Annotated in this window: 22 protein-coding genes and 1 pseudogene; 10 read left to right on the forward strand and 13 right to left on the reverse strand. The window is 55.3% G+C overall.

Annotated features, from left to right (window positions below; translation table 11 throughout):
- Positions 1-88 precede the first annotated feature (88 nt).
- Entirely contained in the window at positions 89-415 is a 327-nt protein-coding gene (locus PSH97_RS06970; protein WP_030132586.1) for a DUF2025 family protein, read from the forward strand.
- Between the two features lie 142 nt (positions 416-557).
- Here PSH97_RS06970 and PSH97_RS06975 read toward each other — a convergent pair whose 3' ends face one another.
- Together PSH97_RS06975 and PSH97_RS06980 are read right to left on the reverse strand one after the other, a co-directional pair.
- Positions 558-881, reverse strand: coding sequence for an antibiotic biosynthesis monooxygenase family protein (locus PSH97_RS06975; RefSeq protein WP_305448621.1), 324 nt, complete (start codon positions 879-881; stop codon positions 558-560).
- Positions 878-1,585, reverse strand: coding sequence for a CTP synthase C-terminal region-related (seleno)protein (locus PSH97_RS06980; RefSeq protein WP_305448622.1), 708 nt, complete (start codon positions 1,583-1,585; stop codon positions 878-880). The genes PSH97_RS06975 and PSH97_RS06980 overlap by 4 nt, the downstream gene beginning before the upstream one ends.
- A 15-nt stretch (positions 1,586-1,600) precedes the next feature.
- Here PSH97_RS06980 and PSH97_RS06985 point away from each other — a divergent pair, with 15 nt between their 5' ends.
- Complete coding sequence (locus PSH97_RS06985) at positions 1,601-2,542, forward strand: LysR family transcriptional regulator (protein ID WP_305448623.1); 942 nt, start codon at positions 1,601-1,603, stop codon at positions 2,540-2,542.
- Positions 2,543-2,548: 6 nt separating this feature from the next.
- On the opposite strand, the gene PSH97_RS06990 is transcribed toward PSH97_RS06985, so the two are convergent.
- Both PSH97_RS06990 and PSH97_RS06995 read right to left on the reverse strand, forming a co-directional pair.
- Positions 2,549-3,094 carry a DUF1003 domain-containing protein gene (locus PSH97_RS06990; protein WP_305448624.1) on the reverse strand — a complete coding sequence of 182 codons (546 nt, stop codon included), beginning with the start codon at positions 3,092-3,094 and terminating at the stop codon, positions 2,549-2,551.
- A gap of 140 nt (positions 3,095-3,234) precedes the next feature.
- Positions 3,235-3,843: a TetR/AcrR family transcriptional regulator gene (locus PSH97_RS06995; RefSeq protein ID WP_305448625.1), complete on the reverse strand. Its 609-nt coding sequence runs from the start codon at positions 3,841-3,843 to the stop codon at positions 3,235-3,237.
- A 213-nt stretch (positions 3,844-4,056) separates the two neighbouring features.
- Here PSH97_RS06995 and PSH97_RS07000 point away from each other — a divergent pair, with 213 nt between their 5' ends.
- Positions 4,057-5,115, forward strand: coding sequence for an MBL fold metallo-hydrolase (locus tag PSH97_RS07000; protein ID WP_305448626.1), 1,059 nt, complete (start codon positions 4,057-4,059; stop codon positions 5,113-5,115).
- Positions 5,116-5,356: 241 nt separating this feature from the next.
- On the opposite strand, the gene PSH97_RS07005 is transcribed toward PSH97_RS07000, so the two are convergent.
- Together PSH97_RS07005 and PSH97_RS07010 are read right to left on the reverse strand one after the other, a co-directional pair.
- Positions 5,357-5,608, reverse strand: a complete 252-nt coding sequence (locus PSH97_RS07005; protein ID WP_305448627.1) for an XRE family transcriptional regulator — start codon at positions 5,606-5,608, stop codon at positions 5,357-5,359.
- An 11-nt stretch (positions 5,609-5,619) separates the two neighbouring features.
- Positions 5,620-5,937, reverse strand: a complete 318-nt coding sequence (locus PSH97_RS07010) for a helix-turn-helix domain-containing protein (RefSeq protein WP_038979406.1) — start codon at positions 5,935-5,937, stop codon at positions 5,620-5,622.
- A gap of 275 nt (positions 5,938-6,212) precedes the next feature.
- On the opposite strand from PSH97_RS07010, the gene bglX reads away from it, so the two are divergent.
- Entirely contained in the window at positions 6,213-8,495 is a 2,283-nt protein-coding gene (gene bglX / locus PSH97_RS07015) for a beta-glucosidase BglX (protein ID WP_305448628.1), read from the forward strand.
- 111 nt (positions 8,496-8,606) lie between these two features.
- Here bglX and PSH97_RS07020 read toward each other — a convergent pair whose 3' ends face one another.
- On the reverse strand, positions 8,607-9,374 hold the full coding sequence (locus PSH97_RS07020; RefSeq protein ID WP_305448629.1) for an AraC family transcriptional regulator: 768 nt from the start codon (positions 9,372-9,374) through the stop codon (positions 8,607-8,609).
- A 113-nt stretch (positions 9,375-9,487) separates the two neighbouring features.
- Between PSH97_RS07020 and PSH97_RS07025 the strand changes: the two genes are divergently transcribed.
- The 4 genes from PSH97_RS07025 (at position 9,488) to PSH97_RS07040 (ending at position 14,150) form a co-directional block, all read left to right on the forward strand.
- Positions 9,488-10,306: a sulfite exporter TauE/SafE family protein gene (locus PSH97_RS07025; protein ID WP_305448630.1), complete on the forward strand. Its 819-nt coding sequence runs from the start codon at positions 9,488-9,490 to the stop codon at positions 10,304-10,306.
- A 114-nt stretch (positions 10,307-10,420) separates the two neighbouring features.
- A complete protein-coding gene (locus PSH97_RS07030) occupies positions 10,421-11,605 on the forward strand; it encodes a hypothetical protein (RefSeq protein WP_305448631.1) in 1,185 nt (394 codons plus the stop codon).
- A gap of 99 nt (positions 11,606-11,704) precedes the next feature.
- Positions 11,705-12,874 (forward strand): hypothetical protein, encoded by a 1,170-nt coding sequence (locus PSH97_RS07035; RefSeq protein ID WP_305448632.1) that lies wholly within the window; start codon positions 11,705-11,707, stop codon positions 12,872-12,874.
- Between the two features lie 94 nt (positions 12,875-12,968).
- On the forward strand, positions 12,969-14,150 hold the full coding sequence (locus PSH97_RS07040; RefSeq protein WP_305448633.1) for a hypothetical protein: 1,182 nt from the start codon (positions 12,969-12,971) through the stop codon (positions 14,148-14,150).
- Positions 14,151-14,157: 7 nt separating this feature from the next.
- On the opposite strand, the gene PSH97_RS07045 is transcribed toward PSH97_RS07040, so the two are convergent.
- Entirely contained in the window at positions 14,158-15,147 is a 990-nt protein-coding gene (locus PSH97_RS07045; RefSeq protein WP_305448634.1) for a hypothetical protein, read from the reverse strand.
- A 253-nt stretch (positions 15,148-15,400) separates the two neighbouring features.
- On the opposite strand from PSH97_RS07045, the gene PSH97_RS07050 reads away from it, so the two are divergent.
- Together PSH97_RS07050 and PSH97_RS07055 are read left to right on the forward strand one after the other, a co-directional pair.
- Positions 15,401-16,960, forward strand: a complete 1,560-nt coding sequence (locus tag PSH97_RS07050; protein ID WP_305448635.1) for an McrB family protein — start codon at positions 15,401-15,403, stop codon at positions 16,958-16,960.
- Positions 16,957-18,258, forward strand: a complete 1,302-nt coding sequence (locus tag PSH97_RS07055) for an McrC family protein (protein ID WP_305448636.1) — start codon at positions 16,957-16,959, stop codon at positions 18,256-18,258. The genes PSH97_RS07050 and PSH97_RS07055 overlap by 4 nt, the downstream gene beginning before the upstream one ends.
- A gap of 57 nt (positions 18,259-18,315) precedes the next feature.
- Here the strand turns inward: PSH97_RS07055 and PSH97_RS07060 are convergent.
- The 5 genes and pseudogenes from PSH97_RS07060 to PSH97_RS07080 form a co-directional block, all read right to left on the reverse strand.
- A pseudogene (locus tag PSH97_RS07060) lies at positions 18,316-18,441 on the reverse strand (BRO-N domain-containing protein); the annotation flags it as partial.
- A gap of 24 nt (positions 18,442-18,465) precedes the next feature.
- Positions 18,466-19,035: a peroxiredoxin gene (locus tag PSH97_RS07065; protein WP_305448637.1), complete on the reverse strand. Its 570-nt coding sequence runs from the start codon at positions 19,033-19,035 to the stop codon at positions 18,466-18,468.
- On the reverse strand, positions 19,032-20,006 hold the full coding sequence (locus tag PSH97_RS07070; RefSeq protein ID WP_305448638.1) for a hypothetical protein: 975 nt from the start codon (positions 20,004-20,006) through the stop codon (positions 19,032-19,034). Before PSH97_RS07070 ends, PSH97_RS07065 begins: the two co-directional genes overlap by 4 nt.
- A gap of 13 nt (positions 20,007-20,019) precedes the next feature.
- Complete coding sequence (locus PSH97_RS07075) at positions 20,020-21,507, reverse strand: hypothetical protein (RefSeq protein ID WP_305448639.1); 1,488 nt, start codon at positions 21,505-21,507, stop codon at positions 20,020-20,022.
- A gap of 76 nt (positions 21,508-21,583) precedes the next feature.
- Complete coding sequence (locus tag PSH97_RS07080; protein ID WP_095634587.1) at positions 21,584-21,790, reverse strand: hypothetical protein; 207 nt, start codon at positions 21,788-21,790, stop codon at positions 21,584-21,586.
- Positions 21,791-22,101: the final 311 nt, after the last annotated feature.

The raw sequence follows: 22,101 nt of genomic DNA on the forward strand, positions 1-22,101 counted from the left end.
AATTTCCCCGGCAGAGGGAAACCCGTTCGCTTGCCCTGCGTGTAAACCATCGATCACCGGTCCTTTACGACCTTTTGTGAGGTTTATCATGCGCATCACATCCCAGCTCATTTGCCAGGCCGCCGACCAACTCAAAGGCTTCGTCGGCCTCAATCGCAAGACCGGCCAATACATCGTTCGCTTCAGCGAAGACTCGTTCGGCATGGACGTGGCCGACGACGGCATCATCCCCACCAGCGAATTCGTCTGGGCACCCGGCCCCGAGCAGACCATGACGCTCAAGCGCGAACTGATCCAGTTGCTGCTGGACCAGAACATCGACGACCGGATCAACATCACTGAGCCGCTGCGGGTGTATATGAATCGGCGGGAAGTGCCGCAGATTACGGCGGTGAGGAGTTTGGTGCGGGGTTGAGGGTTTGTGGTGGCTGTTCTGGCCTCTTCGCGGGCAAGCCCGCTCCCACAAGGATTTGTAGCGTGCATGCAATCTGGCCCAACCCCGAAAACCTGTGGGAGCGGGCTTGCCCGCGAAGACGGCCTACAGAACACTGCGTCATTTACTGTTTGAACGCATAGGCCCGCTCAACCCTGCACACTCGCGTATGACACGCCGAATACCAGGTCGAACGCCCGCGCTCGCGAATCGCGCTGTGCTCGGGATGGTGCTTCCAGGTCAGGATCGCTGCTTCGCTGTCCCAGTAGGACACCGTAATCCCGAGCCCGTCCGCACCCCGGGCCGACTCCATGCCAAGGAAGCCGGGTTGCTCACGGGCCAGTTGCACCATGCGTTCGGCGGCCTGTTGGTAACCGTGATCGCCGTCAGTGCGCAGCGAGGTGAAAATCACTGCGTAGTAAGGCGTTGCAGGTGTCTGGGCGATCATGATTTTTGCCTCGCACAAACCTCGATCAACGCGCGAACCAACGGCGGCAGAATACCCTTGAGCGCGGCGCGTTCCGGTTGGAACAGCGTGGCGACGAAGAACGGATGATCTTTTAGCTCCACCGCCCGCAGCCCTCCCGCCGAATCATGGCCAACCGCGTGCAACTGTTGTTTAAGCAGCTCCCGTTCAAATTCAGGATTCACACCATAACGGCAGCGATATCCCTCGCGAATCTCAGCGTTTTTGTACGCCTTGGCGATCAACGAGCCTTCAAGCAAATGAATACTGTCGACGGCTTCCACCATCGAACAGGTCAGCGGCGTGAGTAATGCCCGCGTCGCGTCGGGCGATGTCTCGCCGTGTTCGGCATCTTTCCAGCCCAGAACGTTGCGGGCGAATTCGAGTACTGCGTGCTGAAAACCGCCGCAAGTGCCGAGGAAAGGTCGCTGCTGCTCGCGGGCAAAACGGATCGCCCGTAATGCGCCGTCCATGTCGCGATAAGGGCTGGCGGGCACGCACCAGAAACCATCGAAGTCATCCAGTGGCGTATCGGCGTTGATGGTGTCAGTGGCCAACCACTGAAACTGTATGTCCTTGTCTGAATGTTCGGCGGCCATGCCGAGGGCGATGGGAATGGCTTGGTGGGCGGTGACCTGTGGGTCGTAATCGCCGATCAGGGCGATGCGGATGGCGTTGGTTTCCATGAGTGATCTCGACGCTTGTTGATTCCTGGCACCCACTATAGATTGGCGTTCACGCAATCAATATTGGCGTTATCCCAAGTGATCAATGCACCGACGCACTATCGACTGGACTACCCGGACCTGTCCCTGATCCTCGCCCTGGTGCGCGGCGGCTCTCTGGCCCGGGCATCGGCGTTGTTGAAAGTCGATGTCTCGACGGTGTTTCGCGCCGTCCGCCGACTGGAAGCCGCGTTGGGCCAGCAACTGTTCGAAAAGAGCCGTACCGGTTATCTGCCGACCACCTTGGCACAGACCCTGGCCGAGCAGGCTGAACGCGCCGAACAAGCGCTGGAGGCGGCGCGCATTGGCGTGGAGCAGGGCGGTGAAGTCATCAGCGGCACGGTGCGCCTGACCTGCACCGACTCGGTCCTGCAAAGTTTGTTGTTGCCGGCGCTGGCGCGGTTCATGCCGTCTTACCCGGGGCTGACCATTGAACTCTGCACCTCCAACGATTTCGCCAACCTCAGCCGTCGCGACGCCGACATCGCTTTGCGGCTGACACGCACACCGCCCGAGCATTTGGTTGGTCGGCGGCTGGCGGATATTTCCTACCGGGTCTGTGCCAGCGCGGCCTATCTACAATCGGTTGATTCCCACGACTTGGCTGCATTGACCTGGATCGCCCCGGACGACTTCCTGCCCGATCACCCCACCGTCGCCTGGCGTCGTCAGCAGTTGCCTGGCGTGATACCGGGTTATCGCTGCAACAGCATGTTGTCGGTGACCGAGTTGGTGCGGGCCGGGCTGGGTGTCGCGGCATTGCCGGACTTCCTCATCGGTGATGGACTGCAACCGTTGACCGAGCCGTTGCACGGTTACGACACCGCCCTGTGGTTGCTCACGCGCCCGGACTGCCGCGCGTTGCGCTCGGTGGTGACGTTGTTCGATGAGTTGGGACGGGCGCTGAAGTTGCCTTGAGTCGGATCACGCCTTCGGCGGTTCTTTGCCTACAAAGTGTTGATGCATTTCCGACGTCAGGCTTTCGATACGCTCGGTCAGGGTCTTGGTGATTTCGGTGAGCCGGGTGTTTTGCTCCAGCAACTCCATCAGTTGCGCAGTGTTTCGTGCGGCCTGGGCCTGGCGTTCACTGTTGGCGATGGCCAAGGCTTCACGGTGTCGCGCATCGGCGTCTGACTGGGCTTTATCCCGTGCCGCTTGACGTGTCTGGGCGAGGAGAATCAGCGGCGCGGCATAGGCCGCTTGCAGGCTGAATGCCAGGTTGAGCAGGATGAACGGGTACAGATCGAAATCCGTCACGCCGAACACGTTCAGGCACATCCAGAGCACCACAATCAGGGTCTGGGCGCCGAGAAAAGTCGGCGTGCCGAAGAACCGTGCAAAGGCCTCGGCGCGCAGGGCAAAACGGTCGGTGCCGAAAGTGGGTGCCAAGTGAGCGTGAGGGCGATGGAAGCGCAGGTGATCGACGGGGCCGGTGAGTTCGGTTTCGGTTTCGCGGGTCGGGGTGCTCATGGTGCTCTCTGCATGGCCGCTGGGACTGAGGCTCACTATAGACCCAGCGCCAGTTTCATTCTGAAACACATTGCGATGTTTTATGCAGCGCGACCGATCAGCGATAGAACGGCGGACATTGTCATTTTTTGCAGCGCGATTCAGAACTCATAACACGCCAGGAACATGTCCAGCGCCGACTCCATCACGGTGTGCTGCATCTCGGGTGACAAGCCTGGCTGGCCCATGGAAATCTGCGGCCAGAACGCAAAGGCCTTGAGCAATCCCTGCATCTGTTGCGCGGCAAACTCAGGCGCGACCGGTTTCAAACGGCCATCGGTCTGGGCGGCGCGAATCCACACGGTCAGGCTTTCTTCACGCTCACCCATCCGGGCGACCATGTTTTGCGCACGCTCGGGAGAATGAATGGCGGCGGCGATCGCCACCCGTGCCAGGTCGAGGAAATTGTCATCGGCCAGTATCTGCAGCTTCGCCAGCAATATCAGCCGCAACTGATCGCGCAGGGGCAGGTCAGGGCGGTAGGCCGTTTCCTGTTCGGCCGTCACCCGTGCCCATAACTGATTGAGGATCTCGGCGAACAATTCTTCCTTGCTCGGGAAGTGGTTGTACACCGTGCGCTTCGACACGCCAGCGGTGGCGGCGATCTTGTCCATGCTGGTGATGTCGAAACCGTTGGCACGGAACTCGGCAATCGCCGCCTGAATGATGGCTTCGCGTTTACGGTCAGTGAGGCGCTGGGGAGCTGTCATAAATACGCTTAGGCAGGAAGAAGTGGGGAACTACACTTGGTAGTTTACTTGTGATCAGCTTTGATGCAACCTTGGAACTACACTGTGCAGTGTAATGTTTTGTTAATCCTGCCCAGTAAAAAATAGAATCTGCGGCTGATGCGTGCGTGCCTTGGCCATTTATCGTCCCAAGCGAAAAATCGTGTGCTGCGGTTTTTCTGGAGTCATTCAGTCATGGCCACTTCAACTTCTCCAGCGGATAACGCCTCAACGCCTGAAGCTTCACGACAGGCTCAAGGGCAGTACCGAAATCATGTACCGGTAAAGCGCGAAGGCTTTCGCAAAACCTTGCGCATTATTTGGAACATGATCTTTCACAAACCACGCGACACCCGGCCGTCCACCCCGGTCCCGGTGCAAACCCTTACCCAGGCTGCGTTGATCGCCGCGCCCAATCACAGTGTCTATCGCCTCGGCCATTCCACCGTACTGCTCAAGTTGCGGGACAAATTCTGGATCACCGATCCGGTCTTCGCCGAACGCGCCTCACCGGTGCAATGGGCCGGCCCGAAGCGTTTCCATCAACCGCCGATCAGCCTCGAAGACCTGCCGCCGATTGAAGCGGTGATCCTGTCCCACGATCATTACGACCACCTCGACTATCAGGCTGTCCTCAAACTGGCGGACAAAACGCAATACTTCCTCACCCCGCTGGGGGTCGGCGACACCCTGATCAAATGGGGTATCGATGCCAGCAAAATACGGCAACTGGATTGGTGGCAGAGCACCGAGGTCGGTGGTCTTCAATTCGTCGCCACACCTTCGCAGCACTTCTCCGGTCGTGGCCTGTTCGACAGCAACAGCACCCTTTGGGCATCGTGGGTGATGATCGACGGCGACACGCGGATCTTCTTCAGTGGCGACAGCGGCTATTTCGACGGCTTTAAACGCATCGGCGAACAGTACGGCCCATTCGACCTCACGCTCATGGAAACCGGCGCCTACAACGTCGAGTGGCCGCACGTTCACATGCAGCCCGAGCAAACCCTGCAAGCGCACATTGATCTTAAAGGGCGCTGGTTGCTGCCAATCCACAACGGCACCTTCGACCTGTCGATGCACACCTGGTACGAACCTTTCGACCGTATTTTGGCGTTGGCCTGGGAACGGAGCGTGTCAATCACCACACCGCAAATGGGCGAAGCATTCAACGTGATGTATCCGCAGCGTGGTCGTCCCTGGTGGCTGGGGTTGGACGGTGTCAGCGATCCGATGGTGCCTCAGAACGCTTGATGTTGTGCTGCCGGGCCGCTTGCCATGGAGCGGCCCTACGCCGGTCAGTTATGCCGTAATGCGATCCGTAGCAGCTGGCGAAGCCTGCGTTCGGCTGCGCAGCAGTCGTGAATCCGGCTGACGCGGTCTGCCTGACGTACCGCAATCTCTGATTTTACGACTGCTGCGCAGCCGAACGCAGGCTTCGCCAGCTGCTACAAAGAGGATGTCGCGGTGGGCTCCTTGACCCATCTATCTGCGTTCATCCAATAGGCAGGTTTGGATATTCCGAGATCTTTGCCACGGTCAAATCGCGAAATTTTCCACTCAGTATTTCGTCCAGCTCCTCCTGAGACAGTCCGAGCCTTTGCGCGGCCTCAGTCTTACTCAGCCGACCGGTTTCGAGGAGCAAGCCAATCTTCATGACGTGTTCGGCTTTGGCCCGCATCTCACCCGCCTCGGAATAGCCCAGCGCCTCATAAACGCAGCTGTTGCTTCCATCGATTTCATTCATCTGCTGACACCTCACTCAACCATCGCATAATCCGCCCGCCCCACCGGATCCGGCGTAGACCCTCGCACATTCATCCCTCTGCCCGGTGCAAACCCCGGGAAGAACACCAGACCTTGCGATTCAAACCGATACGCCAACGCCAGCCGGGTGACATCCAGCACATCGCGTTCCGCCTCGAAGCGCTGAATGGCATCAACGGAAACCCCGGATTCCTCGGATAACTCTTCAACACTCCAGCCCAGCATCGCTCGGGCCTGGGCACAGTGGGCGGGGGTGAACTGGAAGAGGGCGATACGTTCCAGGGTGATTTTCATCGCAAGAGTGGCCATGGTGTTCTCCGGGCTCGAGAGTGCTGATTCAAAATATACTGTGTTTTTGTACAGTTGTTTTGATCCCGGATCAAACTCATTTTTTTGATCGATTCCTTTTTTCGCTCAGGCAGGCGCCTGGGACCGACTACGCTGTTTCTATGCGGGATCTTGAAGGCTCAGGGTTTTCAACTCCCGTCAGCAGCAACGATTGAACGTCAGCTTTCTGATTTTCAATACAAGGAAAGTGGCGTTTATGACGCAGTGCGTTACAGCGTTATGCGGGGAAGGGAATCATGAAAAGACTACGTCTGTTATGTGCCCTGATCGGTTTTACAAGTCTGCCTGTCGTGGCTGATATGGCATCGTTGAGCAAAGAGGCCTTTGTCAGCAACCTGATAAATCAGATGACCCTGGAGGAAAAAATTGGCCAACTGCGGCTGATCGCTATTGATGAAAAGATGACGCCCGAAAAGATACGCGAAGAGATCGCCGCCGGGCGAATCGGTGGTACCTACGGCTCTGTAAGCCGTTACGTAAACCGACCCATGCAGGACGCGGCTCAACAAAGCCGCCTGAAAATACCGATGTTTTTCGGCTGGGACGTGATACACGGCCATCGAACCATTTTCCCCATTGGCCTGGCATTGGCCTCCAGCTGGGATATTGGCGCTATCGAGTTAAGCGGTCGGATAGCGGCAAAAGAAGCCAGTGCCGACGGTATCGATATGACCTTCGCCCCGATGATAGATATCGCCCGGGACCCTCGTTGGGGACGTACCTCCGAAGGCTTCGGCGAAGACACCTACCTGGTGTCGCGCATTGCCAAAGCGATGGTTCAGGCCTACCAGGGCACAAGCCCGAATGCACCCGACAGCATCATGGCCAGCGCCAAACACTTTGCGTTGTATGGGGCTGTGGAAGGTGGACGCGACTACAACAGCGTCGACATGGGCCTGGCCCGGATGTACCAGGATTACCTGCCACCTTATCGTTCGGCAATTGAGGGTGGCGCGGGGGCGATGATGGTGGCGCTTAATTCGATAAATGGCGTGCCCGCCGCTTCCAATGCCTGGCTGATGCAAGATCTGCTGCGCAAAGCATGGGGCTTCAAGGGACTGGTTATCAGCGACCACAACGGGATAAACGATCTGGTTCAGCATGGTGTGGCGAAGAATCACCGCGAAGCGGCCAGGCTCGCGATCAGGGCCGGCGTTGCTATGAGCATGAACGACTTCTCCTATGGTCCGGAGCTAAAGGGGCTGCTTGAGTCTGGCGCTATTTCCCAGAGCAATATCGATAACGCGGTACGGGAAGTGCTGGGGGCCAAGTACGACATGGGGTTGTTCGAAGACCCTTACCGGCGCATCGGCGTTGCCAGTGAAGACCCCGCTGACAACAATGCCGAATACCGTCTGCACAGAGCGCAGGCCCGTGAGGTGGCACGCAAGACATTGGTGCTGCTCAAGAATGAAAACGGGCTCTTGCCGCTAAAAAAAGAGGGCGTGATTGCGCTCATAGGCCCGTTGGCAAAAAGTACCGTCGACATCATGGGCAGTTGGTCCGCAAGCGGCGTGCCCGCACAATCGGTGACGATCTACGACGGACTGAAAAACGCGATGAACCAGGGCTCGCTGATCTATGCCCGAGGCGCCAATCTCACGGAGGATCTGGAGGTTCTCAAATACCTGGGCGAGTCCGAAATCAAGAATGACCCTCGTCCGGCAGCAGAAATGATTGACGAAGCGGTCAAGGCTGCACAGCAAGCTGATGTTGTGATTGCAGTGGTGGGCGAGCCCCGCAGTATGTCTCATGAAGCGGCCAGTCGAACCAGCCTCGATCTGCCTGGGCGACAGAGTGAATTGATCACTGCCCTCAAAGCCACCGGCAAGCCGCTGGTACTGGTATTGATGAACGGTAGGCCACTGTCCATCGGCAAGGAGCAGAAGTTGGCCAATGCGATTCTGGAAACCTGGTACAGCGGCTCCGAGGGAGGCAACGCCGTTGCCGATGTGTTGTTCGGGGACTACAACCCGTCCGGCAAGTTACCCATCACCTTTCCACGCTCCGTGGGGCAGATCCCCAATTACTACAGTCACTTGAACACCGGTCGCCCCTACATAGCGGGTGCGCTTCGCAACTACACGTCTCAATATTTCGATCAATCTCATGGTCCGCTTTATCCCTTCGGCTATGGGCTCAGCTATACCGATTTCAGCCTGACCGACATGGCCCTGTCTTCGACCACACTGAGCAAGACCGACAATCTCGTCGCCAGCGTCATGGTGAAGAATGTCGGCCAGCGCGACGGCGAAACGGTGGTTCAGCTATACATCCGCGATGTCGTTGGCTCCGTCAGCCGTCCGGTCAAAGAACTGAAGAACTTTCAAAAAATCATGCTCAAGGCGGGAGAGGAGAAAGCAGTCCATTTCAGCATTAATGAGAACGACTTGAAGTTCTTTAACGCCCAACTGGAACACGTCGCTGAGCCGGGTGAGTTCCGGGTGCAAATCGGTCTGGATTCTCAGAATGTGAAGGAGCAGAGTTTTGAGTTGCTGTCAGAACAAGGCAGTGGCTGATGCTTATGGGATTTTGAGACAAACATTGTACCTGTGGCGAGGGAGCTTGCTCCCGCTCGACAGCTGCTACAGCCGAACGCTTAACTAATGGCATTAGCGGCAACGAGCTCTTTATTTCACCCCCTCCAACCAAACGGACGGTGCCTGCCCCAGCACGCGACGAAACATCGTCGAGAACGCCGCCGGGCTGTCGTAACCAAAATCCAGCGCAATCCGCGTTACCGGCGTGCCCACCGCCAGCCGCGCCAAAGCCAGCACCACACAGGCCCGCTGCCGCCATTGGCTGAAATTCAGCCCGGTCTGTTGGCGGAACAGGCGATTGAAAGTACGCAAACTGATATGCAACTGATCAGCCCATTGTTGTGGCGATTGGTGAGCGTTCGGATGCTGGAGAAACGTCTGACACAACCCAAGCAGCCGCGAATCCAGGGGCAGCGGAATGTGCAACGGCAAGTGAGCGCTACGGGCCAGCTCATGCAGCAGCAAATCAATCAGCGCACCGTCACGCCCGGCCTCGTCGTACTCCAACGCAACCTCCACCGCCTCCATCAACAAATGCCGCATCAACGGCGAAACACTGATCACCTGACAACGATTGCCCAGATCAACCGCCCCCGGTTCGATGTACAAACTGCGCGTGCTCACCCCCAGCATCAACACCTCATGCGCCACCCCCGGCGGAATCCACACCGCCCGCTGCGGCGGCACCACCCAATTGCCGTCGTGCGTACTCACCTGCATCACCCCGGTGGCGCCGTACAATAACTGCGCCCGCCGGTGGGTATGGCGCGGCAACAGACGACCATCAGGGTAATCGGTGCCGATGGCCACCACCGGCCGTGGTGTGGCGTCCAGCAGATCAATCGAAACATTGCGCATCGAGCGGGCATCCAGCGGTTGGCGTAAACGCAAACATTATTGGCTGGCTTGCTGAAGCAGGCCAAGCCCCATCGCTCTATCGTCGGCCACTCTCAACCAACGGACGATGCGCAATGTTCTTCTACCTCTTGCTGGCACTCTTCGGCTGCATGACCGGCGTCACCGCCGTGCTGTTCGGCTTCGGCGGCGGATTCGTCGTCGTGCCCTTGCTGTACCGCATGCTCACAGCCAGCCACGGCGCCGACGATCCCATCAGCCAATCGGCGATGCACATCGCCGTGGCCACCTCCACCAGCGTGATGATCGTCAACGCCCTGATCGCCACCGCAAAGCACCACCACGCCGGTAATCTCATTCGCCATTACGTGTGGCCGTTGGGCGGGTTCATTGGCCTGGGCGCTATCGTCGGAGCTGGTGCGGCGATGTGGGCAAGTGGCGAGCTGATCCGTTTTGCCTTCATCGCCTACCTCGGCGTGACGATTCTGGACTGCCTGTTCAGACGCGGTTTTCTCACACAGTCTGACGCCGTAATCCCAAGGCGATTGGGCAGGGCAGAAGTGTCGGGCGGCGGTATAGGCATCGGCACCATCGCCACGTTTCTCGGCGTGGGAGGCAGCGTCATGACCGTGCCGTTACTGCGGCGTTGTGGGTTGAGCATGTCTCGGGCGACGTCCATGGCCAATCCGTTGAGTTTGCCCGTTGCGGTGGCTGGGACGCTGACTTACATGGCGATGGCGGGGGTTGCCGAGTTTGATCTGGGGCCTTGGTTTGTCGGTTATGTGGATGTGCTGGCGTTTGCGGTGCTGACGGTTGGGGCGCTGGTGGGGATTCGCCTGGCGACGCCATGGATCGGGCGGATACCGGATCGGTTGCATGCGCGGGTTTATATTGGTTTGCTGGTGGTAGTGATGCTCAGTATGGCGATGAAGTGAGGCGTGCGATGAGGCTCGATTCCCCCCTGCAACCTCGCCATAATCTATCCTCGTTCAACCCGCGCCGCATTCAATCTGCCCGGCGCTGCTTCCGACTCATTCAGGGATCGATCAATGCTCAAAGGATTGTTACGCCTGGCGCCAGTCGCCGCGTTGTTATTCATGTTGTCTCCCACTGCTCATGCCGAGGATGGGAGACGGGTGTTCACCGGCACCCTGGGCAACATGCCGATTGTGCTGGAACTCAACACCAATCAGCCGGACGAAGTCACCGGCCGCTACTTCTATGAGAAATACCATCGCGACCTGGCGCTGAGCGGCTCGCTGCAAGAAGAGACGCTGACGCTAACCGAAGGCAACAACCGCTACGGCGACGACAACCCCCTGCCGAACTTGAAGCTGCAAGAAACGGCCAGCGGCTGGCAGGGTGAATGGAAAAGCCCCAAGGGCAAAGTCCTTCAAGTGCAGTTGACCGAGGCCAACCCTCCAGCCCCGGCGGCGGACGCCTTGCCCTTCATTGCTGCGCTATCGAAAAGCGACCCTTACGAATATCTCCGCCTGCAAGGCTTGAAACTCAAACCGGGCAAGAAAGAGTCCTTCATGGGTTACGACCTGCAATGGTGGACGCAGCCCGAGTCCAGTCTCTCCATGTTCAGCGTCGAGTCCGGCTACCCGAAAGCCGACCAGCAGCGGATCAATCAGCAATTGTTGGGGCGGCTCTGGAGCGAAGTCATCAGCTACCATGGCTGCCTGCTGCACGGTGCAAAGTATGCCGAGTTCGTCCAGGGTGTGGGCCCCAAATTCCTGTCGCCCGATGTGGTCAGCCTGAACATCTCCACCAGCTACAGCTGCGGCGGTGCGCACCCGGACTTTGGCAATTCACCGATCAACCTCGACGTTCGCACCGGTCATAATCTGTCGCTGGAAGACGTGCTGTGGATTGGCAAAGGCAAGCCGCTGCTGCACGCCGATCGCGACGGCGCGGGCGACACAGCCTTGACCGAGGAAGAAGACAAAGCACGATTCACCTATCAGCGCGAAGTGTTCGTACCATGGCTGATCAAGCGTTTCACCGCGCTGTACCCCGACGAAATGCAAACGCCGGTGGACGAGGACAGTTGCGATTACACCGACGAAAGCGTTTGGGGGTATTCCAACTGGTACTTCACCGATAAAGGCCTGTACCTGGGACCGTACTTCGCCCGCGTGCAACGCAATTGCGATGACCCGGGCTGGTCAGTGCTGCCGTACGCCGTGGTCAAGCAACATCCCGGCGGCGTGGCGCTGCAATTGCCCTGAGGCTGGGTTACGCAAGTATTGCGGACTGGGTGCGTATGACTTCAAGCTGCACCCGGTCATCCCCCAGGATCACGCGCTCGTTTATACAAGGATGATTTGATGTTCAAAGGATTGTTTCGTCTGGCCGGCATTGTCGTGCTGGCGTGTTCAACATTTTCTACCGCGCTGTGGGCTGAAAACGGAACTCTGGTTTACACCGGAACCGTGGGCAAATCGCCCATTGTGCTGGAAGTGAGCGCCAACGGTAGTGAGGGGCGCTACTTCTACCAAAAGTACCGCAGTGATCTAGTACTCACCGGACAAAAAGAAGGCGATACCCTGATACTTGACGAGGGTAGCGAGTCTGACAATGAGGGTAAAAGTCTCCCGCAAATTCGCTTGCAACCCAACCCCGATGGTTGGTCCGGCGAATGGACCAGCCCACAAGGCAAAGTCCTCAAGGTCGAGTTGCAGCAAGCCAAGCTCCCGCCGGTGTCCGCCGAAACGTTACCCTATCTCGTCAGGCTCCATGACAAGGCGCCGTACGAATACCTACGTCTGCAAGGCCTGAAACTCAAACAAGGACGGACCGAAACGTTCATGGGGTACACGCTGCAATGGTGGGGTGAGCCACAGACAAATATGGAAAGCTTTGAAGTGGTTTCGGGGTATACCGCAGAAACGCGCCAGCGTCTCAATCAGCACTTGATGGCGCGGTTGTGGCAGGGCGTGGTGGGGCATTTCGGGTGCTACGTCGATGGTAAACGGGGCTACTACAGTCAGGGAATTCAGCCGTTGTGGATGACGTCCTCCGTCATGAGCGCGACTATCTCATTCGACTACTACTGCGGTGGTGCGTACCCGGATCAGTACAATGAGGCACTCAATCTCGATACCCGTACCGGGCAAGTCCTGACGCTTGATGACGTGCTGTGGGTGGGGCAGGGCAAACCACTGCATTTCGAGCAAACCTACGACTACGATGAACCTTCATCCGAGTCATCCGATACCTATTTCGACTACCGCTCCAAGGAGCTGGCGCCTTGGCTGGTGGCGCAACTGCTTAAGCTCTATCCCAAGGAAATGACGACAACGCCTGAAGGGGAGAACGAATGCGGCTACAACGACGACTACCCTTGGCGCTATCCGGACTGGTACTTCACCGAAAAAGGCATCAAGTTAGAGCCGTCCTTCCCTCACGTAGCTGCCGTGTGCCGAAACATTGGCTGGGGTGTCTTGCCTTACAGCCTCATCAAACAACATCCCGGTGGTGTAGCGCTGCAACTCTGAGGCTGGGTTGCACAAATATTGCGGACTGGTGGGTGCGTCTGCTGCACCCGGCCATCTCCCGCGAGCACGCGTTCATTTATACAAGGATGATTTGATGTTCAAGGGGCTGTGGCGTTTGATCGGCATTGTTGTGCTGGTGTGCTCAACATTTTCTACTGCGCTGTGGGCCGACGGCGGCAAGCAGGTTTACATCGGAACGTTAGGCCAGTCGCCAATAGTGTTGGAGATGAACACCTATAACCCTGAGGACGTGAGCGGGCGCTACTTCTACCAAAAATACCGCAAGGACTTAATGCTCGGTGGTAGAAAGGACGGCGAGACGCTGGTAGTCGATGAGGGCAACAATAGCGATCATGGGGGCACGCCGCGTCCGAAAATTCGTCTTCGGCCAACGCCCAATGGCTTGTCCGGGGAATGGACCAGCCCCCAAGGCAAAGTCCTGAAGATAGAATTACTGCAAGCTGAACTACCACCGGTTCCTGCGGGTACTTTGCCCTATCTCGCTCTGCTTCATGATGTGGCGCTTTATGAGTACTTGCGCCTGCAAGGTATGAAACTCAAACAAGGCAAGACCGAAACCTTCATGGGCTACACACTGCAATGGTGGAGCGAGCCGCAATCCGGGATGTCGTTGTTTGAAGTGGTTTCGGGTTACACCGCCGAAGAGCAGCAACGCATCAATCAGCAGTTGATGGGGCGTTTGTGGCAGCAAGTTGTCATCTTTCACGATTGCCTCACCCAGGTCGGTATGAACGCCTACAGCCAAACGGCCGATCCGTTGTGGATGTCACCCTCGGTGATCAGCGTGAACATCAGGGCCGAGTCCAACTGTGGCGGGTCCTATTCCGATGAGGACGACATGCCATTCAGTCTCGATACCAAGACCGGCAAGACCCTGGCGCTGGAAGATGTGTTGTGGATAGGACAGGGTGAACCGAAGCATTACGAACTGAGCCAGCTCGACGACAAAGCGTCTTATGACGCGTATCTCGACTATTCCGAATACCGCACCAAAGAATGGGCACCGTGGCTAGTGGGTCAATTGCGTACGCTCTACCCCGAGCAAGTCACCAGCTCGACTGATCGAAATGATGATTGCGTCTACGGTGAAGAGCAGTCGTGGATCTTCCCTTCCTGGTACTTCACCGACAAAGGCATCAAGTTGCTGCCTGCATTTGCCCACAACCAAGCCATGTGCCGAAATGTGGAATGGAGCATCCTGCCGTACAACCTGATCAAACAACACGCTGGGCATGTGGCATTGAAGTTGCCCTGACACTGAATTACTTATCCGCCAACCCCGGCGCTTCACGAATAATGAAGTGATCCAGGTTCTCAATATTGGCACTGAACACCCCGAACGTCTGTTCGGGGTTTTTCTTGCTCGGCACCTGCTTCAACTCCGGCGTCACCCCATAAAAGAAGCAATACAACTCTGCTTCACTGTCGACGGCGTGCTTGATCTCTTCCAGAAACGCTTTGCGCTTGCGGTAGTTGTCGATCAGCTTCTTGCTCAGGTAAACATTGACTGAGTAAGGCTTCTTCTTCGCCTCGTCCGGTTGCTTGAACCAGACTTTCTGTTCGAAATCGATGCGAAAGCTCTGCGTGTAATCCTTGATCTCCTTGATCTTGCCCCAGTAAATCAGCCCCTTATTGTCCTGCAGATATTCGATCTTCTTGAAGAACGACCCATAAGGCGCCGAGTGCTCGCCAATCTTCAGCGGCATGCGCTTGAGCAACTCCTTGTCCTCGAAGTTCGACACAAAACACTCCACCGGATGGGCGAAGACACTGGTCTTGTCCGGCGCCGACTCTCGGCTCTGTTGCTCGACGTTACTGGCTGCTGAAGTGGGTGTTGGGTCATCCCGCATAACATCCGCCGCCACGGCTGGGTTCGACGGCTTGCGCACATACTCACGCCGAGTCAGCAACAACTCTGACGGGAAATGTTCCTCCCGACTGTCATCCGACTCCGCCCCGTCCACCTCCAGGCCCGACGCCGGCGTCTTCAGACTGACATAAGGACAACCCTCGACATGCCGCGTGCTGGGGATGTTCTTGAAGTGTGGCGTACGCACGTAATTCACGTTCTTGGCGTTGAACGTCCCCAACACGTTGGTCGAATCAAACGCCGAACGGCAGGCATCGTTCGGGCACTGGAAATGCTCCTTGGCGGAATCGAAATCCATGGTTTCGTCGAAATTCAAATCGCGCACGTCATAGATCGACAGCTTTTCGTCGAGGCTGAGGCAGTAGGCGAGGTCGAATTTCATGGGCTATCAGGCTCTTTGAGGGGATCGTTTTTATAGTCGCTAAGCGCTCGTCCTGCACAGTTTTTTCCACAACACGATCTACTTCTCTGTGCGGCTTTACCAGTGATGGCAATGTAGCTACCGTTGTAGGATAAATTTCCTGCGGCTGTGCGCTATTTCCTACGTCGAGTTTCGGTTTCTGCAACCCGTGTCGACCGTGATCGAGCCGCACCCCGCGATGACCATTTGCTCACGTAGCAAGGATAGCGACTCGATGACTTCGCCTGCACTTAACCAAATCTTGTTTGGCCCACCGGGAACCGGTAAGACATTCGCCACTATCGAGGCTGCGCTGGAAATTCTTGCTCCTGAGTTTCTTCGGGCCAACAAAGGCAAACGGGTGGCTTTAAAGAAGCACTTTGATGAGTTAGCCGAAGATGGGCACGTTGAGTTCGTCACCTTTCATCAAAGCTTCAGCTACGAAGACTTCGTCGAAGGTCTACGTGCTGAAAGCGGAGAAGATGGGCAATTGCACTACGAAGTCGTCGATGGTGTGTTCAAAAAAATGTGCACATCTGCCGTGGCCAAGGTAAAGCACCCCGGTGCTCTATTTATAAAGGGGGAGTCATTTGGTTCGGGGTACATAGTCGCGAGTGCATCTACTGAGTTGCTGAGCTTGGTTAAACCTAATGGTAAAGAGCTACCGATTGGGATGAGTATTCTTCACACGCTCGCTGAATATGTGCGCGCAGGGCGGTTAACCGTCGCAGATGTTCGCAACAAGCTAGTTTTTGACAAAGTGTCAGAAACTAAGCTGGAACCATATCTCATCAATGGCTACAACAATATTTTGCCGGTTTTGGTTCAGCGCATTTTGGATACGTCATCCGAAGACGCAAAGGTCAAGGAGACAACTCAATCCAGCAACGCACGCGTACTCATCATCGATGAAATAAATCGCGGTAATATCTCTCGGATCTTCGGTGAGCTGATCACTCTCATCGAGCCATCCAAGCGTGCAGGAGCTGATGAGGCATTAAAGGTGACGCTGCCGTATTCGAAGGATCATTTCAGCGTTCCGAGTAATGTCTACCTCATAGGCACCATGAACACCGCTGATCGTTCATTGGCTGGTCTAGATATCGCGCTGCGTCGTCGTTTCACGTTCCGCGAAATGCCGCCTAAGCCTGAGCTGCTGAAAGACGTCACCGTGGGGGAGCTCAATGTTGGCCAACTCCTAATAGTGATGAATCAACGAATTGAGATGCTGTTAGACCGAGATCATTGCTTAGGGCACGCGTATTTCATGCCGTTAGAGAATGAGCCAACGCTTGAGCGATTGGGCCAAATCTTTCGCGAACAAGTGCTCCCATTGCTGCAAGAGTATTTTTTTGAAGACTGGCTACGGATTCAATGGGTCCTTAACGATCATCGCAAGGCCCCTGAAAACTGCTTTATCGCACAGGCGCTATTCAACTCAGGATCTTTGTTTGGCGATCAAGTGGTGCTAAGTAACCAAAATAACCAATGGATGATCAATGAAGACGCCTTTGCTCGGATCGAGTCTTTTTGGGGTGTCATTGATCACCAAGCAGTACCTCCAAAGGTCCAGGAGGCTATCGAAGCTGAAAAAGACGACATCCAGGTTCGTCAGCTTGAAAGCGGATCAATCGAGGTTTTAAAGTCTGGGAAGATCGTCAGCCCATCTAAACCTATTTTGCGAGAGCTTGCCGCAGCGCATGGCCTGACAACACACCATGCAAGTGGTCTTGAGTTTAATACTCGCCATCTTGGTGCGGCCGTAATCAGCGCATTGAAAGGCGTGACGGTGTGAAACCCGTCATCACGGTCCGTGAGTACGCGAGGCTGACGACAGATAAAATCACTGAGCCGACGTTGGATCTTGCCCAGGTATCGGTTTCCGCCTTTGACTGGCTGTGCAAATTGAATGCTACTTTCAGCAATGCTGGAGCTGCACTGGTTCAGCTTGAAAATCGGTGTTTACTCAAACTCGACAACTACGTTGGTGTGTTGGAAACACCCTGTGGCACGCGTCTTGAAATTCTCCCCAAACATTTTGAGCGAGAGGACTGCATTAAGCAGAGCAGAGTGTTGTTGCGGCGCATGATCCAAGTTTCTCTAGATTTACCCACCCGTGAAGTCGGCGCGGCAGATCTTCAAAATTTCGATGCACCGCTGAGCGAATGGGTTATGGGCCGATTCCTACTGGCTCTGGATCACTTGATCAAGCGAGGTCTACGCTTTGACTACCAGCGCGTAGAGGAGGAACAACGGTTCCTACGTGGTCAATTGGATGGGGTTAAGCAAATGCGCCAACCCCCTGGGCGCCAGCACCATTTCCAGATTCGACACGATATCTATTTGCCCGACCGACCAGAAAACCGCTTACTCAAATTCGCGCTAGATGAGGTCTGCAAAGCAACAAAGGATGCTGGTAACTGGCGTCTGGCTCACGAGTTAAGACGTGTGTTGTTAGAGGTTCCTAGAAGCCGCAATGTGCAGCAGGATTTCAACCAATGGAGCAGCGAGCGGCTGATGGCGCATTACGTGCCAGTGAAACCCTGGTGTGAGCTGATTATCAAGCAAAAGATACCTTTGGCGGTCGCCGGAGAGTGGCATGGCATGAGCTTGTTGTTTCCTATGGAGAAGCTATTTGAGCGCTATGTAGCTGCGAGTCTAGACAAGGATCTGCTGCAAGACGCTCGACTTAAAACTCAAGCCCACACTGAATATTTGTGTCAGCACAAAGGCAAAAACTTCTTCCAATTACGACCGGATTTGATGGTTCTCCATCAGAACAAAAGTTGGGTGCTAGACACAAAATGGAAGCGGTTGAACTCATCTGGTGAGGATAAGAGCTACGGTTTGAAGCAGTCCGATTTCTATCAGTTGTTTGCCTATGGCCACAAATACCTAGCGGGCGAGGGGGAGTTGGTGCTGGTTTATCCAAGACGATCTGCGTTTGATGCGCCGTTGCAGGTATTCGAGTTTGCGCCGGAACTCAAGCTTTGGGTGCTGCCGTTTGATATGGAACGTGGCGTACTGTTAGGTGCTCCTGAAGGATTCCCGCTTCACTCTCAGCAGCTACAATCGAGTGAACAGTCCGCGTGATGCTCAACGCTCCCAATCAAGTGGGGGCAGAAAGCTGCACCCATCTTTAGCGACTTTCTAAAATAGAAATAGCCGTGAAGCTTTCCTCCACCAAGATGTTTGCTGTTGGGTCAGCAGGATGCAAGGCATGTCCCGCATCCGAATCCATAGTTCATTCTGCCAATGCAGCAAACTCAGTTGCATCGTTTAAACAGCCTACGGATAGGTCTACTCGTTGCTCTCCAGCCATGCTAATACCTTGGTTGCGCATTGATCCGGTGGGAATACTGGGTAAAACACCTGTCTGATTTTTCCGTCTTCTAATATCAGAGCTAAACGCTTGTAAAACAATTGGCCGTACGCTTGAAATGTGGGCAGGCCGAGTTTGTCTCGCAGAATGAAGTTTGAATCGTTCAAGAGTATGAAGGGTAGCTTTGTTCGTTGCTTGAACTCGATCTGTTCGGCCGCACTCTGTCCGCTGACACCGAATACCTGATACCCCATCTTCTTAAACTGCTCGTAACGCTCGCCAAAGCCCAGTGACTGCAAGGTGCAACCCGGTGCTCCTGGAATAGCATCCCAGTCTGGTATGGGGTCTTTGCCAGGTACGCCGGTGGCCGGGTAGATATAGACTATTGTTTTCCCGGCGTGTTTAGCCAGATTCCAGAGTTTGCCCTCTGTGGACGTCAATTCGATTTCCGGCAACCGCATTCTCGCTAGATGATCACACGCACCGTCATCCTGCGGGACAGGCAAGTCAGGAGGAAGCGTATAGGGATTAGGTTGTTGGTCAGTCATGCTTGTTCCTTGTCTGTTGCAGGCTGGTTCATTACCAATGCGAATTGCCTGGTCTGTTCATATTGTTCCAACCGATTCCGAACGTAACTCGCCGCGGCGAGAGCCCGCTCCCATGAACGGGGGGTGGCCATTTCCACCGTGTTCAATTGTACTTTCGCATGATGGGCACAGTCTTGCATTAAGCCGATGAGGGTTGTTGTATGAAGGTTGCTTAACCTGAAATAATAACGCCCGTGCACGTTAATAACTGCAACAAAGCCAAGCTCGTTCAGTAAACAGAACAAGAGATAAGGTATCAGGCCGTAAGGTGCACTGTGCAGGGTCAATATGCCCTGGCGATGAACGCCAAAGCGAAGTAGCAGGTTATACAGGAAGATTTGTACAGCCTGTTCAGGCGGTAGCAGTTTTACCGCAAATCCGAAAGCATTCAAATCCGCGCGGAATTCTTCAAGGTAGATAAGCGGCCACACGGTTTTTCCGCCGGGTGCGAAATAACCATCGTTCTGTTTGGTAGAAACATCATAGGCGATGAAGTGCCCGGCCTCATGCACCATATATTCATTGGCGATGGTCGCTTGCAAGTCGCTTAAATGCCCCATGGCGTGCTGATAGTCTTCAGCACAGAACAGCGTCTGGACAAATTTTTTCCGCTGGATCCAGTTCTGCCACGACTTAAGCACATCGACAATATTTTCCAGCATGGCATCGCTGTCGGGGGCGGGGATGAATAGGTCATGCTTGTAGAGAATGTCCGGCTCGGAGGCGAATTTGCCGAAACGTTGACTGATTAGCGCAGGCCGCAACGCCACCTGTGCCTGTCCAGTCCAGAACGGATGGGCCCGTAATGCCTCATTGATACCCGCATTGCCCAGCAAACCCGGGCCGCCATACCATTCACCCTCCAGTGCTGATGTGGCATAGTCTCGCCGGCTTTGTACGCGGTACTGTCCATGGAGAGAGAAGTGCGACATTGCTGACTCCGTCCTATATCTGTAACAACCTGTGCGGCATCAGATCGCGACTGCCAAGCCAGCGGACTATCAGTTCGTCCAGCTGGCGTAACGCCGTTAAAGGTAAACGGCAGCTTGAGCTGCTCACTACGCAGCCGCGCAGTGCCTGTTCGATGCAGGTTCTCACTGCATCAGTCAACTTGAACTGGGTGAGTCGTTCGCCTAGCAGGCTAGTCAGCATCAACCAAGTGGCGGGGCAGTTGGCGGCTTCCAACAAGTGGTTGGTGATGGCCACCGACCATGGATTGAGCGGATTGTCGGATTCGCTTGGCTTGGCATGCCGGGAGAAAGCTTTAGCAACTCCCCCGCAGGCGATGATCTGATCGTGGTCGCGAGCAAAGCCGAGCGCCCGAAAAGCACTCTTGCATAGTCCGTCGACTAGAAAAGCCTGATCGACATCGCGCAAGCGGGCCGTCTGGGGAAACTTTTCCGTGCCGAGATGGCTGGTCAGCGCTTCCCACAAGTTAGGGAGATTGCGGGCTGCATTCTGCTCAACCGGTAGCCGCAGGTATATTTCATCGCCGTGCTGCTCCTGTTGAATGTCGTCCAGGCTACAACATAGAAAATAGAAGCCGAGCCAGGCATTGCGCAACGCGCGCTCCAATACAGCTGCTTCCACTTCGGTAGCGGAGTCCAATAATTGACCGAGCCCCTCGGCATGGCCATGGTTGACGTCTATCTGGATATGTTGTTTCCAGGTATTGAATAAACCTTTGATGTCGTATTGATCCTCTACGACTTGATAGAAATCGTTGCTGGCGCTGGCGAAAGCGATGCTCGACTCTTGAAAATAGGCGATCAATAAATGTCCTAATGGATCGGTTTCTGCAACTTGCAGGCAGTGCTCTTCAAATGCCAGTGAACCAGGTAGAGGCACATAGGATTTCACATCAGCCAGACTTACGCCTTGCAGCAAGGGCGTATCCAGAGAGTAGAACGCATCACAGTGCCAATATTCTTCCAGTGCATCCTGTTGAAAGAATTGAGTCGAGATTGTTTCTTTTCCCAAGGCCGCCATTCGGGCCGCTACAATGCCAGCGGCGCGAGAGATGTGATAGTTGTGTATTAACCAGGCCAACAATACATTGCGGTTGGACTTTCCGGTTCTTATTTGTTCCCAAGCGAGATGGGCATAATAGGTTGCGTACCATTCGGAACGGAGCGGATCAAACAGCGCTTTTATTTCTTTAAGAGAATAGTGCATTTTTTCAATCGATGTGAAACAGCCCTGTGCGCTGAGCAGATTTACCAGCGGATTGGCCATCGGATTCTCCAGTGCCTGGGCACGGGATATCCGTCGATCAAGCAGGTCTTTTATGACGGGTTGAGCGTTCACCCAACTGACAGGAAGTTTCACTTCCCACAGCGCGTATGCAATTGTTGTCTTGTCGTTCGAGAACACCACAGAGACGTTATCTTTTAAGCGTTCGCTGACAAGACTGGTGGCTTCCTTGCTTTGCATGATCTTTAACCCTTTGGCTTCTTGTTCGCTGCACTTCCTTGCACAAGTGACAAGCACTTGTGCAAGGGCACTTGGGTTAGCGCACGATGACTGATGCAGCCTTGGTGATGACTCGAACTTCGGTTCCTTTCGGTAGTTCGAGGATATCCAGTAGCTGATGGATTTTTTCCGGTTTGTCGTGCAGGGATGTCAGATTGCCTTTCAGGACTACGGGATTATCCGATTGTTTCGAGAAGATCTGGAGTTCTGTCTCCGTACTTTCCGCATTGTATTTTCCAGACATGGCTTTGCTCCTTCTAGCAGGTCATTGGAAATAATATGCGCACAGGGATGGCTCTGCTCCTTGAGCGCCTTGGCATCAATCATGAACGCGTGCCTGAAAGGAACGTATCCATACGATGTAATAAAAAACGATAGTTCCGTTTCATGGATCATGAACCCCTCTCGGACCAACGGCGGGGTGTTTGGTTTTGCGAGGGCTTTGGTCGGGCGTGACCCCGGCTCGGACGTAGCCTTCGGTAACGGCTACGAGGTGCGTGTGCTCTTCTTCCCAAACTAAAAAGCCCTGAACAAGTCAGGGCTTTTTGATTTTTC

The sequence above is a fragment of the Pseudomonas cucumis genome (assembly GCF_030687935.1).
Taxonomy (GTDB): Bacteria; Pseudomonadota; Gammaproteobacteria; order Pseudomonadales; family Pseudomonadaceae; genus Aquipseudomonas; species Aquipseudomonas cucumis.